Raw genomic sequence first — 17,468 nt, forward strand, 5'->3', positions numbered from 1 at the left:
GCGGAATAGCTCAGCTGGCTAGAGCATTCGGTTCATACCCGAAGTGTCGTAGGTTCAAGTCCTATTTCCGCTACCAAGTAAAACCTGTGTTATTACACGGGTTTTTGTTGTTTTAAAAGTAATATAAGTTTACAAATGATATGACTGTTAAAAAGATATATATACTATATTGTTGAAATATAATAAAATACATATGCATACGACACAGAATATAATGTAAAAAGTTTTTTTAAAATATAATTGTCTAAATAAAATGATAAAAAAAAAACATAGAGATATATGTCCTAAAAAAAATAGTAATCTAATTCACCTTATGACATTTATTTCCAAATTGCTTTGCTATAATGAAGGAAGTAATTTATGTAAGGCGGGTGGTATATAATGCAATATGGAGGAGAACTTTTTCCGTATCAAAGAATTAGAAAAATAAAAAATGAGGAAAACAAACCGAAAGTTGATGAAGCATTAAGAATCGTAAGGATGCTAACATATTTTATAGTAGCTTTCTTAATCAGCAGAGTAATTATGGTAAATCTTATGGCTCCTTTTGGGATAGCTTATCTAATTGCAATTATAGCATGCGAAAAAGGGAAAATACCATTATTAGCTGGAGGTGGAACCTTGTTAGGTTATATTTCTCTATATGGTAATGTAAAAAATTTACCAGCATATTTAATAATAACTTCTACACTTGTAGGTATCAATTACATAATAAAAGGAATGGATGAAAAAAAGGAGTTATTTTTGATATTTGCTGCGGTTTTTATTGAGTCATTAATTTACCAACTATTAATTATAAAATTAAGTCCAGGAGTAGCTTTTTTGACTTCATTTTTTGAAACTACATGTATCTTCCCATTATATTTTATTATTAATTATTCTATAATATGCTTTAAAGAATTAAAAACAACACATTTATATTCTAGTGAGGAAATAATAAGTATGGCGGTGACGGTGTCATTAGCAATAGCAGGGACTTGGGGAATTAATATATATGGAGTATCTATAAGAAATATTGTAGCTTTGACCTTTATTTTTTTTATTGGCTACATAAAAGGGAGCCCATCAGGTTCTGCATCAGGTGTAGCAATGGGAACTATAATAGGTGTAACTTCAAATGATATGATTACCTATGTTGGAGTATATGGTATGTGTGGTCTTATATCAGGTTTATTTAGAGAAACTGGTAAATGGATGAGCGGAATAGCTTACTTGGTTGCTTTCGCTGTATTAAAGATGTATTCAGATATAGGTATACAATTTAAGATTATGGAGGTTCTTATTAGTAGCTTAATATTTTTCTGTATTCCTCAGAAAATTTATAAAAAATTAGAATTAGAGTTAGATTGGCATAAGAAAAAAGAGTACTTTAAGGAAAATTACGTAAATAAGGTTAAGGATATGTTGGTAGGTCGACTTGATAGCTTTTCAGATGTTCTTATAAATATGTCAAAGGTATTAGAAAAACTAGTTGATAACGATAAATTAGAAATAAAAAATAAGAGTAGTGCCCTTATAGAAAACTTAGCTGATAGGGTATGCTCTACGTGCAATATGAAGTCTATGTGTTGGAAGAGAGAAACTTATTATACTTATAATGCGTTCGGTGAGTTAATACAGAGTTATCAAGAAAATAAAAAAGAAATGCCTTGCGAACTGGAAAGAAAATGCACAAGAAGATCCTTGTTAATAAAAAATACTGAAGAGATTGTTAATAATTATATAATAAATGAAATGTGGAGAAGTAGACTTAGTGAATGTAGAGAACTTTTGTCTGGACAAATAAAGATTATGGCTAATTCTGTATCCGAAATAGTAGATGAATTTAATACAGACATAAAGTTTAATACTGATGTAGAAAATGATATAAGAAGAATATTAAATAAGAACAGCATAAAATATAATAATATATTTTGTTTCAATAATAAAAATGATAGGTTAGTTGTAAAGTTGTCCATGGAAGCTTGTGGAGGAAGACAACTATGTATAAAAGAAATACTTCCATTAATAAATAAGGTTACTAATAAGTGTATGTGTGTAAGTGATGAGGGGTGTAATATAGATTCGTTAATGAAAAATTGCAATATAACTTTGGAGGAAACTCCTAAGTTTCATATTGCTTCATATGTTAACAGACAATGCAAAGAAGGAGAAAGTTATGCTGGAGATAGCTACAGCTTTGGTAAGCTGCCAGATGGTAGTTATATGACTATATTAAGTGATGGTATGGGGTCAGGACCTCAAGCAAATAAAGAGAGCAGTGCGGCAGTAGAACTCATAGAAAAGTTTACAAAGGCTGGATTTAGTAAGCTTACAGCTATCAACACTATAAATTCTATTATGACAATTAAGTTTTCTGAAAATGAAAAGTTTTCTACATTGGATTTGAGTAGTGCAGATTTATATGAAGGAGAAATGGATTTTATGAAGGTTGGAGCTGTAGCCAGTTTTATTAAAAGAGGAGATGATGTTGAAGTTATAAATTCTAAGACTTTACCAATAGGTGTGTTAGACAAGCCGGATGTAGATGTGACTAGAAAGAAAATAAAAAATGGAGACATTATCATAATGCTTAGTGATGGAGTAATAGATTATGAAAATAAATCTGCTGGAAAAATAGACTGGATAGTAGATTTTCTAAAAGGAACAAAGGTCACAGATCCTAGGGAGTTATGTAATGAAATAATAGAAAAGGCTAAAGAGTTAAGTGGAGGGAAAACTAGAGATGATATGACTGCTATTGTCCAAAAAATTTATAGTTTATATTGATAATAGAACATATAGAAGCTAAATACGCTTAAGAAGGCGTGTTTAGTTTTTATGTATTTCGTTGTTATATGAGTTAACAACCAATGCTTTTTAATATATTAATAATTATTTATGATATAATAAATATAGTAATTGTTTTACTATAATTTAGTTCTTAGGAAGTGTTAAGTTTGATAGAAAATGTATTAAGTACTATAAAAAAACATAAAATGTTTGATGAGGGAGACAAAATATTAGTAGCAGTATCAGGAGGTCCAGATTCCGTAGCTCTTCTAAACATATTATATAGAGTAAAGGATGATTTAAACATAACTATATATGCGGCTCATGTAAATCACGGCTTAAGAGGAAAAGAATCTGATGAAGATGAGGAATACGTAAGAAACTTTTGTAGTGAATTAAACATAGAATTTATGAGCAAAAGAGTTGATATAGATAAAATCTCCAAAGTAAAGAATATTTCCTGTGAAAGTGCTGGAAGGGAAGCTAGATATGAATTTTTTGAAGAACTTAAAAGAAAACTAGGATTGCAAAAAATAGCTATAGCACATAATTTGAATGATCAAGCTGAAACTGTACTAATGAGAATTATGAGAGGTACTGGTGTAGAAGGCCTTGTTGGAATAAAACCTGTTAGGGATAAGATATTTGTAAGGCCTTTAATAAATAGCACTAGAGATGAAATTGAAGCATATTGCAGAGAGAATAATCTATATCCAAGAATTGATAAAACAAACTTAGAACCAATATATTCGAGGAATAAAATTAGACTACAACTTATACCCTACATAAAAGAAAATTTTAATAAAGATATTGTACAGGGATTAAATAGGTTAGCTGATTCTGCAAGAGTAGATAACGAATATTTAGATATGATATCAAAAGAAAAATATAAAAAATATTGTGACATTAGCACTGAAAAGATTATAATATCTAAAGAGGCATTTTTGGAGAATGAGGCAATAATTACAAGGATGTTAAGATTGGCTTTATATAATTTTTTAGGCTACTTATATAATTTTGAAAAAGTTCATATTTATGATATAATTCGTATTCAGAGTCATGCAACTGGAAAAAAAATAAATCTTCCTAATAATATATGTGTAATAAATAACTATGGTCATATATACATACTAAAAAATAAAAAAGAAAATATAAAATCCTCACAAAGGGAATATAAATTACATATAGGGAGAAACCAGTTAGATGATATAAAACTGAAAGTTAACATAAAGTTAGTAAATAAACAAGAAATTGCAAATATTAATAAACAAGACCTAGTAAAGTATTTTGATTATGATAAAATAAAAGAAAATATCATACTCAGGTACAGAAAAGATGGTGATAGATTTATGCCGTCTGGTATGAAGGGTCACAAAAAATTAAAAGATTTTTTTATAGATTTAAAAATTCCAAAGGAACGTAGAGAAAACATTCCTCTTATATGCTTTGGTAATGAAATCGGATGGATTATTGGTTATAGAGTAAGTGAGATTTTCAAGATTGATAAATATACACAAAATATTTTGCAAATAAGTGTTGAAAGTGAGGAACTATAAATAATGAGCAGCATGAGAGAGGATATAAAGGAAATATTATTTAGTGAAGATGAGTTAAGAAAAAAGATAAAAGAAATGGGTATACTTATAAGCAGAGATTATTCTGATAAGGATTTAATACTAGTAGGTATACTAAAAGGGTCTGTTCCATTCATGGCAGATTTAATAAAAGAAATAACAATACCTTGTACAATGGATTTTATGGCAGTTTCAAGCTATGGTAGTTCCACAAAAACCTCTGGAATAGTGAGAATTCTTAAGGATTTGGATTTCCAAATAGAAGGAAAAGATGTATTAATAGTAGAGGATATAATAGATTCTGGGGTAACCTTAACCTACCTAATTGAATACTTAAAAGGAAGAAAACCAAAAAGTATAGAAGTTGCCTGCTTACTTAATAAACCAGAAAGGAGAGTTACAGAAATTAATGCTAAGTACATAGGATTTGTTGTACCTGATTATTTCTTAGTTGGATATGGATTGGATTACGACGAAAAGTATAGAAATCTTCCTTATATTGGGATACTAAAAGAGGAAGTTTATGAATAAATAGTATTAAATTTGTTGTAAAGAAATTTTCATTATGATACAATTTTACAGTATAAAACTAGAAAGAGAGGGGGGCCTAAAGTGAAAAAATTTTCAAGTGCAACGGCCTGGGTTATAGTATTTATATTAGTTATTCTTGCAGCTCTTATGCTTGTAAGAACTAATGAGACTTCAACAGCCATTAATTTTAATCAATTTCAAAAGTATTGGTTAGATAACAATATAAAGAGTTTCCAAGTTAAAGAGGATAGAATGACAGTAGTAGGTTCTTTAAAGAATGGTACTCAATACGAGACTGTGGTTCCATCTGAAAGATTATTTCAGTTTATAGGGGAACATCCTAAGAACGGAGATGTTCAAGAGGTGTATGTTAAACCTGCTACAGTACCTATGTGGGTGCAATATCTACCAACAGTACTTTTAATACTTATGCTTGTAGCGTTTTGGTTCATGTTTATGCAACAATCTCAAGGTGGAGGTGGAAACCGAAATGTAATGAATTTTGGTAAAAGTAGGGCTAAGATGGCTACGCCTGATAAAAAGAAGATAACCTTTGATGATGTTGCAGGAGCAGATGAAGAAAAAGCAGAATTAGAAGAAATAGTAGATTTTTTAAAACAGCCTAAAAGATATATTGAAATGGGTGCAAGAATACCAAAGGGAGTTTTACTTGTGGGTCCACCAGGAACTGGTAAAACGCTTCTTGCAAAAGCTATAGCGGGAGAAGCAGGAGTACCGTTTTTCAGTATATCAGGTTCAGACTTTGTAGAAATGTTTGTTGGTGTAGGTGCTTCAAGAGTAAGAGATTTATTTGATCAAGCAAAAAAGAATTCACCATGTATCATATTTATAGATGAAATAGATGCAGTTGGAAGGCAAAGAGGAGCTGGACTGGGCGGTGGACATGATGAAAGAGAACAAACGCTAAACCAATTACTAGTGGAAATGGATGGATTCGGGGTAAATGAAGGTATAATAATGATAGCTGCTACAAATAGACCTGATATATTAGATCCTGCACTTCTTAGACCAGGAAGATTTGATAGACAGATAGTTGTTGGCGCTCCGGATGTTAAGGGGAGAGAAGCAATACTAAAAGTGCACTCTAAGAATAAGCAGTTATCAGATGAAATTAAGTTAGATATTCTTGCAAAAAGAACCCCAGGCTTTACTGGAGCAGATTTAGAAAATTTAATGAATGAATCTGCACTTTTAGCAGTTAGAAATGATAAAAAATCAATAGGTATGGAAGAACTTGAAGAGGCAGTTACTAGGGTAATAGCAGGACCTGAAAAGAAAAGTAGAGTTATTGACGAAGATGATAGACGTCTTACTGCTTATCATGAGGCAGGGCATGCTGTAGTTATGAAACTTTTACCAACTGCAGATCCTGTTCATCAAATAAGTATAATTCCTAGAGGAATGGCAGGCGGATATACTATGCATCTTCCTGAAAAGGATACAGCTTATATGTCTAAGACAAAACTAGAAGATGAGATTGTAGGACTTCTTGGAGGAAGAGTAGCAGAAAAGCTTATAATAGGTGACATAAGTACAGGTGCAAAAAATGATATAGATAGATCTACAACTATAGCTAGAAAGATGGTTATGGACTATGGTATGAGTGATTTAGGGCCGATAGCTTTTGGATCAGGTCATGATGAAGTATTCCTTGGAAGAGATTTGGGAAAAGGAAGAAACTTTAGCGAAGAGGTTGCTTTTGAGATAGATAAAGAAATAAGGAAGTTTATAGATGAAGGATATAATAAAGCAGAAAAACTTCTAACTGAAAATATATCAAAACTTCATGCTGTTGCTAAAGCCCTTCTTGAAAAAGAGAAACTTGAAGCTAAGGAATTTGAGGAAATATTTAATCAAGCATAAATAAAAAGAGGCTAATGCCTCTTTTTATTTGGCGTATATAAAAAATTTTCTAATAATGATATAATATGGATAGACATTAATAATTTAGTGAAAATTTTAAATGAGGGGGGATGATTATATGGATTTTAATATAAAAGAAGGAATGACAGCTGTAATTGAGACTAGAGTGACTGAAAATGATACAGCAAGTAAATTAGGTTCAGGCAATCTCCAAGTTTTTGCGACACCTGCTATGATAGCACTTATGGAGAATGCATCAAAAAGCTGTGTGGATTTACATCTTCCTTATGGTTATACTACAGTAGGAATAGAAGTAAATATTAGACATATTAAAGCATCACCGATAGGAATAAAAATAAGATGTGAAGCATTTCTGACCAAAATCGAAGGAAAAAAGCTTTCCTTCATAGTTGAAGCCTCGGATGAAAATGGGAGAATTGGAGAAGGAACACATGTTAGATACATTGTAAATGGTGATGAGTTTATGAAAAGGATTTTAGTATAATTATAAGAATATGGAACTTTTCTTGACAAATAAAATTTAGCTGTTACAATTAAATTATTAAATTAACAATAAAATGGATATACTATGGGGCAGCTTTAGAGCTGCTCTTTAATTATGTATAACGTTACTAGAATTCATGGTTCACTAGAAAGGCGGTGTAGATAGTGATCTTAGTATTAGATGTAGGAAATACTAATATTGTCTTAGGGGTTTATGAAAATGAGGAACTTATTGCAAATTGGAGGTTGTCCACTGACTTAAAGAGAACAGCTGATGAATATGGAATACAAGTAACACAGTTGTTTTTACAAGATAAATTGGATACCTCAGATGTAGAAGGTGTTATAATTTCTTCGGTTGTTCCTAGCATAATGTATTCGCTTGAACGTATGATAGTAAAATATTTTGAAGTTGTACCTATAGTGGTTGGTCCGGGTGTGAAAACAGGCATAAATATTAGATATGATAATCCAAAGGAAGTTGGGGCAGATAGAATAGTTAACGCTGTTGCAGCCCACGAAATTTATAAGAAGCCTATCATTATAATTGATTTTGGGACGGCTACAACCTTTTGTGCAGTAACAGGAAAAGGAGATTATTTAGGTGGAACTATTTGCCCAGGAGTTAAGATAGCTTCTGAAGCATTATTTGAAAGGGCTGCTAAATTGCCTAGAGTAGAACTTATAAGACCAGCTACTGTCATTTGCAAAAATACCGTTTCAAGTATGCAGGCAGGTATAGTTTATGGCTATATAGGACAGGTAGATTATATAGTAAATAAGATGAAGAGAGAAATGATTCAATTATATGAAGAGGAACCTTTTGTTGTAGCTACAGGAGGATTAGCAAAGTTAATTAGTGAAGAGTCAAAGGCTATTGATAAAATAGATGCTATGCTAACCTTAAAAGGTTTAAGAATAATATATGAAAAGAATAAAGAGCAGGTGCTATAATGAAAATAAGAAATTTGGAGTTTGAAAACAATGTGTTTTTGGCTCCTATGGCAGGAGTTACAGATATAGCCTTTAGAGGTTTGTGTAAAAACATGGAATGCGGTCTTGTTTATACAGAAATGGTGAGTTCAAAAGCATTATATTACGGAAGCGAAAATACAAAAAATATGCTTGAAATATCAGAAGAAGAATCTCCGGTTGCAGTACAAATATTTGGGAGTGATCCACTTGTCATGGCTAAATCTTGTGATTTTTTTAACGATAACGGAGATATATGCATAATAGATATAAATATGGGATGTCCAGCTCCTAAGATAGTTAAAAATGGAGATGGATCTGCTTTGATGAAAAACTCAAAATTAGCTGCTCAGATAGTTAAAGAGGTAAAAAAGGCTTCTTCAAAACCTGTTACAGTTAAAATTAGAAAAGGGTTTGATGCTAATAATATTAATGCGGTAGAGTTTGCTAAAGAACTAGAACAGGCTGGAGCAGATGCTGTAACTGTTCACGGAAGGACTCGTGAACAAATGTATGAAGGTAAGGCTGACTGGGAAATAATAAGGCATGTCAAGGAAGCCTTAAGTATTCCAGTTATAGGTAATGGTGATGTAGTTACTTGCGATGATGCTATAGCACTTCTGGAAACAACAAATTGTGACGGAGTCATGATAGGAAGAGGCGCTATGGGAAACCCCTGGTTGTTTAGTCAGATACAGGGAAAAATAAAAGGACAGGAAATCTCATATCCAACTGCAGAAGAGAAAATAGATATGTGTATAGTCCACTATATGAGGGCGTTATCTCATTATGGGGAAGATATTGCTGTAAGAGAAATGCGAAAACATATAGGTTGGTATATAAAAGGAATAGAAAATAATAAAGAAATAAAAGATAAGGTCAATTATGAAAAGGAAAGCTATAAAGTTTTAAATATTTTAAAAGACTACAAGAAAAGTATTCGGCTATCTATGCATTAAAAATATGTAATTTTTAATGTATAGATAGAATAATATATTAATGTAAACAATTTCTGGAAGGTGTTTTATGAAACCAATTGTTTATATTAAAAGCGATATAAGTAAATTTTATGAAGATGGTACTTGGATTGGTAGGATAAAAGATAGGTTTAGAATGTCTTTTTTAGGTGAAAAATTTATAAAAGAATTAAACTTAAATATATCATCCATAAAATTTCCTTCTAATTTTAATAAAGATGCATATCATTCTAATATAAAAATTGCAAAAAAAGTCTACAAGCATAAATATGTGAATTTAGCCCCTAAAACATATAGAAAGTTAGATTATAATTTTTTTAACAGTTTCCAAAAAGAACTTATGGCATATAGTGTTGTAAGAAGTTTAAAACTCATTTTAAGAATACAACACAAAAGTATAAAAGATAGCTGTATAGTTATACATGATGCTGCAGATGATATTAATTTTAATGTAATATGTTACATGGCTAGAGAAGCCAAGTATATAGTTCTTTTATCCGAAAATATAATAAAAGCTAATAGTATTAGCCAGTATATAATTGCTAACTACGGAGTATCACCTATTATTACTGCTGATACTAAATATTCATTTAAAAGTGCAGATTTTATTGTAACTTCCCGGGAAATTAATTTTAATAGTGATGCATGTATATGGTATTTAAGCAATAAGCATATACCATCACAGGGAAATAATATTGTTGTAAATGATATAACATATTGTGTTCCTTGGGATGTAGGAAACTTTGATATGTCTCCAGAACTTTTAGGCGCTATATTATGTCAAATGGAAGAAAGTGATATTGAACAATCACTAAAATATAACGGAATATTTTTGGATAAAATAAAGTTTAATAGTGATGTATTGACTTTAGGTGAATAGTGTATGCTAACTTTAAAATAAACTTCAAAATGTTGACATAGGAATAAGGCTGTTTTATAATAACTTAAATGATTATCAGAAAACACTAGGTGATGTAGAGGGGATTAAAACTACAGTAGTGGAAGTTTTTATAAATTATTAAAAGGGGAGAATAAAATGAGTGAATCAAAAAAATATATAATGACTTATGAGGGCGTAAAAAAATTAGAGGATGAATTAGAATACTTAAAAACTATAAAGAGAAAAGATATAACAGAAAAAATAAAAGTTGCTCTTTCTTTTGGAGATTTGAGTGAAAACTCAGAGTATGATGAAGCTAAAAATGAACAAGCATTTGTAGAAGGTAGAATAGTTCAACTTGAAAATATGCTGAAAAATGCTACTATAGTAGATGAAAGTGAAATTCCATCAGACGTAGTTAGTGTAGGATCTATTGTAAAAGTAAAAGATTATGATTTTGATGAAGAAGTGGAGTATACAATAGTTGGATCTGCAGAAGCTGACCCAATAAATAATAGGATATCAAATGAGTCGCCTGTTGGACAGGGACTTATGGGTAAGAAAATTGGAGATATAGTTGAAATCCAGGTACCTGATGGAATAAGCAAGTATGAAGTACTAGGCATAAGAAAATAATGGAGGTATACTAATGTCAAATGATGAAAAAAATATAAACCAACTAGAAGAAGATTTTAATGAGCTTATAAGAGAAAGACGTCAAAAGTTTTTTAATTTACAGAAAGAAGAGAAAGATCCTTTTGATGTATATAAAGTAGAGAGAACACATACATCAGAACAAATTAAAAATAACTATGATTCTCTTGAGGATACCGAAGCAACTGTTGCAGGAAGACTGATGTCTAAAAGAGTTCATGGAAAAGCTGGATTCTCAGATCTACATGATAGATACGGAAAAATTCAGCTATACATAAAGATTAATGATGTTGGAGAAGAAAAACTTAAGGAATTTAAGTCCTTTGATATAGGTGATTTGTTATCTGTAACTGGTAAGGTCTTTAAGACTAAAACTGGAGAGGTATCACTTCATATCACAGATTTTCAACTTATAGCTAAGTCATTAAAACCACTTCCAGAAAAGTGGCATGGATTAAAAGATCCAGACTTAAGATATAGACAGAGATATGTAGATCTAATAATGAATCAGGATGTTAGAGATACATTTATGAAGAGAACTGCAATAATAAAGGCTATAAGAGAATTTTTAGATCAAAAAGATTATTTAGAAGTAGAAACCCCTATATTATCACCTATAGCAGGTGGTGCTGCAGCAAGACCTTTTGTTACACACCATAATGCTCTAGACATAGATATGTATCTTAGAATAGCAACAGAACTATATCTAAAGAGACTTATAGTTGGTGGATTTGAAAGAGTATACGAAATAGGTAAGAATTTCAGAAATGAAGGTATAGATATAAGACATAATCCTGAGTTCACTATGATAGAACTGTATGAGGCTTTTGCTGATTACAATGATATGATGGAAATTACAGAGAATATGGTAGCTTATGTATGTGAAAAAGTTCTTGGAACTACTAAGGTAGTATATCAAGGCACTGAAATAGACTTTGCACCACCATGGAGAAGAGTTACAATGGTGGATGCTGTAAAGGAATATGCAGGTGTAGATTTTAATGAAATAAAGACTGATGAACAAGCTAGAGAAATTGCTACAGAAAAGCATCTTCAGTTTAAGAAAGCATTAAAGGACTGCTCAAAGGGAGATATTTTAAATGCTCTATTTGAAGAATTTGCTGAGGATAAGTTAATTCAACCTACATTTGTATGTGATTATCCTGTAGAAATATCCCCTCTTACAAAGAAGAAAAGAGGAAATACTGAATTTACTGAAAGATTTGAGGGATTTGTATATGGAAGAGAATTGTGTAACGCTTATTCAGAATTAAATGACCCTATAGTCCAAAAAGATAGATTTATACAGCAGCTTAAAGAAAGAGAACTTGGTGATGATGAAGCATACATGATGGATGATGATTTCATTAATTCATTAGAAATTGGTATGCCGCCAACAGGTGGAATGGGTATGGGAATTGATAGATTAATAATGTTCTTAACTGATTCGTTTTCAATAAGAGATGTTCTATTATTTCCAACAATGAAGCCAAGTCAGCAATAAGTGCAATGAGGTTAACCGATGGTTGTATAACTATCAGTTAACTATTTTACCCAATAGTTAACTGCCACTACTATACTGGATTCGTTTAACTGAGAATTAGATTGAATTATTAGTGGCAGTTGGTTATAGGATAAAAATATTTTAAAAAAGTATTGCATTTTTAGAAATACATGATATAATAACATATGTAAGTTAAGTTGTTCCGTGGTAGCTCAATGGTGGAGCATTCGGCTGTTAACCGAAGGGCTGGAGGTTCGAATCCTCTCCACGGAGCCATTTTTATTTTTTGATAAATTAAATTTAATTATATGTGCATTTTTCAGGTCAACATAGCAGAAAATTATATAATTTACGAAAAAGCTTTAGTTAATATTGACACTTTTATATGATTATATCATAATATAGTTTATATATAATTTAATAGTCACTATGATAAAGAAAAGTAGTAATAAATATCTTTAAAGAGAGATTGTGGTTGGTGAAAGCAATTATGATTTTATTATGAAGGGAACTTTTGAGTGAAAAAATAGAAAGCAGGGCTAATGCCAAGAAGGGTGGAACCGCGGAAACAAATTTTCGTCCCTTTATGGTATGGCTTTTTTTTATATAATTGTTTAATAATAAACTTATTTTGTTAAGGAAGATTAAGGAGGAAAGATTATGCCAGTTGAAAAAACTATGGATAAGGTTGTAGCATTAGCTAAGAATAGGGGTTTTGTATATCCGGGTTCAGAAATATATGGTGGACTCGCAAACTCATGGGATTATGGTCCATTGGGAGTTGAGCTGAAAAATAATGTAAAAAAGGCATGGTGGAAAAAGTTTGTTCATGAAAGTGAATATAACGTAGGAATTGATTGTGCTATTCTTATGAATAAAGAGGTTTGGGTTGCATCGGGTCATATTGGAAACTTTTCAGATCCACTGATGGATTGTAAAGATTGTAAGGCTAGATTTAGAGCAGATAAATTAGTAGAAGAGCACATGACATCTCAGGGAATTGAAAAAGCTAGTGCAGATGGATGGAGTAATGAAAAACTAAAACAATATATAGATGATAATCAAATAGTTTGTCCTAGCTGTGGAAAGAAGAACTTTACAGATATAAGAAAATTTAATTTGATGTTTAAGACTTTTCAAGGGGTTACAGAAGATTCTAAGGCAGAAATATATTTAAGACCAGAAACAGCTCAAGGAATATTTGTAAACTTTAAAAATGTACAAAGAACTTCAAGAAAGAAAGTGCCGTTTGGTATAGCACAAATAGGTAAATCTTTCAGAAATGAAATAACTCCAGGAAACTTTACTTTTAGAACAAGAGAGTTTGAGCAAATGGAGCTTGAATTCTTCTGTAAACCAGGTACTGATTTAGAGTGGCATAGCTATTGGAGAGAATATTGCTGGAACTTCTTATTAAAACTTGGAATTAGTGATAAGAATATAAGATTTAGAGATCATGATAAGGAAGAACTATCACATTATAGTAACGCAACTTCAGATATTGAGTATCTATTCCCATTTGGATGGGGTGAATTATGGGGTATAGCAGATAGAACAGATTATGACTTGAAACAACATCAAGAACATTCTGGAAAAGATTTATCATATCTTGATCCTAATACTAATGAAAGATATGTACCATATTGTATAGAACCTTCGGTAGGAGCTGATAGGTTAGTCTTATCATTTTTAGTAGATGCTTATGATGAAGAAGAACTTGAAGGTGGAGATGTAAGAACTGTTATGCATTTTCATCCTGCTATTGCGCCTTTTAAAGCTGCAGTTCTTCCGCTATCCAAGAAACTATCAGAAAAAGCTGAAGAGATATATAGTAATCTTAGAAAAGATTTCAATGTTGATTACGACGAGGCTGGAAGTATAGGAAAAAGATATAGGAGACAGGATGAAACAGGAACACCTTATTGTATTACTGTTGATTTTGATACTTTAGAAGATAACACTGTTACTGTTAGAGATAGGGATACTATGCAGCAATCTAGGATTAAAATTGATGAGTTGAAAGATTTTATAAAAGATAAAATGGAATTTTAGTATTTGAATAGGTATATGAGATATTAATAAAATGCAATATCTCATATACCTATTTTATATTTTTATTAGGTGCAACTATTTAAAAATAAAAAATGCCGAATGTAATGCATCCGGCAAAATAGGGTTTAATCATGGGGATATGTTATATGTTTAATTAAAACTTGGGGAATTATATTAATGTTTCCTTACGGCACAACACTAGTATAACATATAAAAACTATAATTTTCAATAGGTTGACACAAAGTCTTTAAATTAAATATTTTCACACAATTTCCATAACATTCATCCAAAACAGTAGAAAATACTACAGGTTTACCACTTCATGTCAAGTATTACTTGTAAAAAACATGTATCCTTTGTCGAATTTTACTATAGGTGTAATTATGGATATAATTAAAAAACAATTCAAACTCTAGAAGAAAGTGATATAATTGAAAGGTAAGATTAAGCTGACACATATGTTAGTTATGGAGGTTTTTCAATGAAAGAGAATTTTAAAGTTTTTAAAGATTTTATAAATGGCAAAAAAACTGCTGTTGTAGGTATTGGTATAAGTAATAAACCATTAATTAGTTTTTTATTAGATTTAGGTGCACAAGTAAGTGCTTTTGATAAGAAAAGTGAAGCTGATTTAGGGGAAACGGCACAAGAACTTAAAGAAAGAGGAGTAGAACTTATATTAGGAGATGACTATCTAGATAGATTAAAGGGGTTTGAGGTTATATTTAAAACACCTTCTATGAGAATAGACAGTCCTGCATTGGTTAGGGCAAAAGACGCGGGAGCCTATATAACGTCTGAGATGGAGGAATTTGTTAGATATTGTCCAGCAAAAATTTATGGTATAACTGGTAGTGACGGTAAAACTACTACTACTATGTTAGTATATAATATGCTAAAGGAAGCGGGATACAAAACTTGGGTTGGTGGAAATATAGGAACACCTTTATTTACGCTTATTGAAAAAATTAGTGAGTGTGATAAGATTGTTCTTGAGTTATCGAGTTTTCAACTTATGACTATGAATGTATCTCCAGAGGTAGCTGTTATAACCAATTTATCTCCAAATCATTTAGATATGCACAAGGATATGGAGGAGTATGTTAATTCTAAAAAAAATATATACTATTTTCAAAATAGTAATGATGTAACCATTCTAAATAAGGATAATGCTATAACTGACACTATGGATAAAGAAGTAAAAGGAAATATCCTTAAATTTAGCATAAAGGAAAAACTTAAAGACGGTGCTTATTTTCAAGATGATAAGTTATATATACATGGCACAGAGATATGCTCATTAAAGGAAATTCAATTAAAAGGTATGCACAATGTGGAGAATTTACTTGCTGCATTTTGTGCAGTAAGTGAAGATGTTGACACAAAATGCATGAGAAAAGTTGCAATAACTTTTACTGGAGTTGAGCATAGATGCGAGTTTGTCAGGGAAATAGATGGTGTTAAATATTATAATGATTCCATAGCATCCAGTCCGACAAGAACCCTAGCAGGTCTCAAGGCTTTCGAAAAGCCAGTTATATTAATAGCAGGTGGTTATGATAAAAAAATTCCTTTTGAGCCGTTAGCTGAGGAGGGATATTCTAAAATTAAAACTCTAATTTTAATAGGTTCTACAAAATATAAGATAAAAGAAGCTTTTGATAAGTTAACTGATAAAATAGATGTTCATTTACCTGTAATCTTGGAAGAAACCCTTGAATCCGCTGTCTGTAAGGCAAGGGAAATAGCCAAAGATGGAGATATAGTAACATTATCACCAGCATGTGCAAGCTTCGATATGTTTCCTAATTTTGAAGCTAGAGGTGATAAATTTAAAGATATAGTTAAAAGTTTATAGCCTCTAATCAAAAATAATGTATTACATCTTGATGACAATATGCTAATAATATAGATAACCATGCCCGAAATTTAACTTATACGACCATATATATTACCATGTTTCGTCACGTTAAATATTTTTAATTAGTCTAAAGCTAAAATTTAAGCAGAGAGCGAAAATCTGTGATTTTGTGCGAATCGGTTAAGCAGACATACAAAATCTGTGATTTTGATATGGTCGCTTACTCTGTGAGTACTCCTCTGACTGTAAGGAAGAGGAATTTCATAATAATATAAAAGAACTTTGATAAACTCGTACCTCAGTTCGGACCAACTTATCAATTACCATTGATAAGTCGCTGGTTAAAAGCCATTTAGGCTTTTAACCATATCAAAAGTTCTAAGATTTTTCTCAAATTTTTCGCTAAGACTAATAAAAAAATATTTAAATGTGACTTCAACATTGGTAATATATCCCGACGTATAAGTTAAATTTAAGCTGAGGGTATCTATATACTAAGTAAATTTAAGAAATAAGGTTTCCATAAGTTAATTAAAAATAGTAAGTTCATTAGTTTACACTATAACTGTTACTAATCTACTCACTTCATCAAGGGAGTGGACTAGTAACATTAGCTTATAAATTTGTTCAGCTAAAAATTAGGAGGGGTTAAATGTGTAAATAGCCCTTAACAGGTGGTTTACTAATAGTAACCTGCTATAAAAAATAGCCTCTGGTTCGTGAGACAAATCCATTTGACTTAAGCTTTACTTTGTTTAATGTTTTTAGTACTTACTTTGATATAGGAAATGGTTAGATGTTAACTTAACCAGGTGTATCATTATGTAAAATTCTTAGCAATATTAAGCATATGTAAGAAAGAAAAATATATCTTTTAATACCAGTATATTTTAATATTATAATTAATATAAATTATGTTACTATAACACATGCCGAGTTCAACATAAGAGAATTGGCAAACTTATAGTTTATACTAAATAAGGAAGATGTAATAAGATAACATTATTAATTGTTTTAATTTAGATTATTACATAAATAAAATTTAGTGAAAAATAAAAAACTGTTGACAGAATGAAAATGGCATGATAAGATAAATAAGTCGCTAAAGAGCGACAAGATCTTTGAAAATTAAACAGAGTGAGATAAGAAAAACTTATCTATATAAATAAACCAGCAATTCTTTTGAGCTACTAGATTAGTAGCCTAAATAACAGTAATGAGCATTCAAACTTTTAAATTGAGAGTTTGATCCTGGCTCAGGACGAACGCTGGCGGCGTGCCTAACACATGCAAGTCGAGCGA

12 protein-coding genes, 1 tRNA gene, 1 rRNA gene and 1 other annotated feature are annotated in these 17,468 nt (G+C 31.0%); all 14 genes read left to right on the forward strand.

The window, feature by feature from the left end:
* The first annotated feature begins 381 nt into the window (after nt 1–381).
* Nucleotides 382–2,769, forward strand: coding sequence for a stage II sporulation protein E (gene spoIIE, locus HGI79_RS20345; RefSeq protein ID WP_185652502.1), 2,388 nt, complete (start codon nt 382–384; stop codon nt 2,767–2,769).
* A gap of 170 nt (nt 2,770–2,939) precedes the next feature.
* Nucleotides 2,940–4,328, forward strand: coding sequence for a tRNA lysidine(34) synthetase TilS (gene tilS / locus HGI79_RS20350; RefSeq protein ID WP_185652503.1), 1,389 nt, complete (start codon nt 2,940–2,942; stop codon nt 4,326–4,328).
* Between the two features lie 3 nt (nt 4,329–4,331).
* Nucleotides 4,332–4,877, forward strand: a complete 546-nt coding sequence (gene hpt, locus HGI79_RS20355; RefSeq protein WP_185652504.1) for a hypoxanthine phosphoribosyltransferase — start codon at nt 4,332–4,334, stop codon at nt 4,875–4,877.
* A gap of 81 nt (nt 4,878–4,958) precedes the next feature.
* Entirely contained in the window at nt 4,959–6,761 is a 1,803-nt protein-coding gene (gene ftsH, locus HGI79_RS20360; RefSeq protein WP_185652505.1) for an ATP-dependent zinc metalloprotease FtsH, read from the forward strand.
* A gap of 118 nt (nt 6,762–6,879) precedes the next feature.
* Nucleotides 6,880–7,266, forward strand: a complete 387-nt coding sequence (locus HGI79_RS20365; RefSeq protein ID WP_185652506.1) for a thioesterase family protein — start codon at nt 6,880–6,882, stop codon at nt 7,264–7,266.
* Nucleotides 7,267–7,430: 164 nt separating this feature from the next.
* On the forward strand, nt 7,431–8,219 hold the full coding sequence (locus tag HGI79_RS20370; protein WP_185652507.1) for a type III pantothenate kinase: 789 nt from the start codon (nt 7,431–7,433) through the stop codon (nt 8,217–8,219).
* Nucleotides 8,219–9,196: a tRNA dihydrouridine synthase DusB gene (dusB, locus tag HGI79_RS20375; RefSeq protein ID WP_185652508.1), complete on the forward strand. Its 978-nt coding sequence runs from the start codon at nt 8,219–8,221 to the stop codon at nt 9,194–9,196. The genes HGI79_RS20370 and dusB overlap by 1 nt, the downstream gene beginning before the upstream one ends.
* A gap of 67 nt (nt 9,197–9,263) precedes the next feature.
* Entirely contained in the window at nt 9,264–10,094 is an 831-nt protein-coding gene (locus tag HGI79_RS20380; RefSeq protein ID WP_185652509.1) for a hypothetical protein, read from the forward strand.
* A gap of 156 nt (nt 10,095–10,250) precedes the next feature.
* Nucleotides 10,251–10,730 carry a transcription elongation factor GreA gene (gene greA, locus HGI79_RS20385; protein WP_185652510.1) on the forward strand — a complete coding sequence of 160 codons (480 nt, stop codon included), beginning with the start codon at nt 10,251–10,253 and terminating at the stop codon, nt 10,728–10,730.
* 13 nt (nt 10,731–10,743) lie between these two features.
* Nucleotides 10,744–12,252, forward strand: coding sequence for a lysine--tRNA ligase (lysS, locus tag HGI79_RS20390; RefSeq protein WP_185652511.1), 1,509 nt, complete (start codon nt 10,744–10,746; stop codon nt 12,250–12,252).
* Between the two features lie 201 nt (nt 12,253–12,453).
* Nucleotides 12,454–12,528 (forward strand) — tRNA-Asn (locus tag HGI79_RS20395).
* Nucleotides 12,529–12,672: 144 nt separating this feature from the next.
* Nucleotides 12,673–12,839: a binding site (T-box leader), on the forward strand.
* A 73-nt stretch (nt 12,840–12,912) separates the two neighbouring features.
* Nucleotides 12,913–14,304, forward strand: a complete 1,392-nt coding sequence (locus HGI79_RS20400) for a glycine--tRNA ligase (RefSeq protein WP_185652512.1) — start codon at nt 12,913–12,915, stop codon at nt 14,302–14,304.
* A 482-nt stretch (nt 14,305–14,786) separates the two neighbouring features.
* Nucleotides 14,787–16,163: a UDP-N-acetylmuramoyl-L-alanine--D-glutamate ligase gene (murD, locus tag HGI79_RS20405; protein ID WP_185652513.1), complete on the forward strand. Its 1,377-nt coding sequence runs from the start codon at nt 14,787–14,789 to the stop codon at nt 16,161–16,163.
* 1,236 nt (nt 16,164–17,399) lie between these two features.
* Nucleotides 17,400–17,468: ribosomal RNA gene (locus HGI79_RS20410) — 16S ribosomal RNA — on the forward strand; the annotation flags it as partial.

It is taken from the genome of Clostridium sp. DJ247, from assembly GCF_014231265.1.

Coding starts and splice junctions, on each gene's coding strand:
- dusB (WP_185652508.1), top strand. CDS start 8,219: ATGAAAATAAGAAATTTGGAGTTTGAAAACAATGTGTTTTTGGCTCCT.
- greA (WP_185652510.1), top strand. CDS start 10,251: ATGAGTGAATCAAAAAAATATATAATGACTTATGAGGGCGTAAAAAAA.
- HGI79_RS20400 (WP_185652512.1), top strand. CDS start 12,913: ATGCCAGTTGAAAAAACTATGGATAAGGTTGTAGCATTAGCTAAGAAT.
- hpt (WP_185652504.1), top strand. CDS start 4,332: ATGAGCAGCATGAGAGAGGATATAAAGGAAATATTATTTAGTGAAGAT.
- lysS (WP_185652511.1), top strand. CDS start 10,744: ATGTCAAATGATGAAAAAAATATAAACCAACTAGAAGAAGATTTTAAT.
- HGI79_RS20365 (WP_185652506.1), top strand. CDS start 6,880: ATGGATTTTAATATAAAAGAAGGAATGACAGCTGTAATTGAGACTAGA.
- spoIIE (WP_185652502.1), top strand. CDS start 382: ATGCAATATGGAGGAGAACTTTTTCCGTATCAAAGAATTAGAAAAATA.
- murD (WP_185652513.1), top strand. CDS start 14,787: ATGAAAGAGAATTTTAAAGTTTTTAAAGATTTTATAAATGGCAAAAAA.
- HGI79_RS20380 (WP_185652509.1), top strand. CDS start 9,264: ATGAAACCAATTGTTTATATTAAAAGCGATATAAGTAAATTTTATGAA.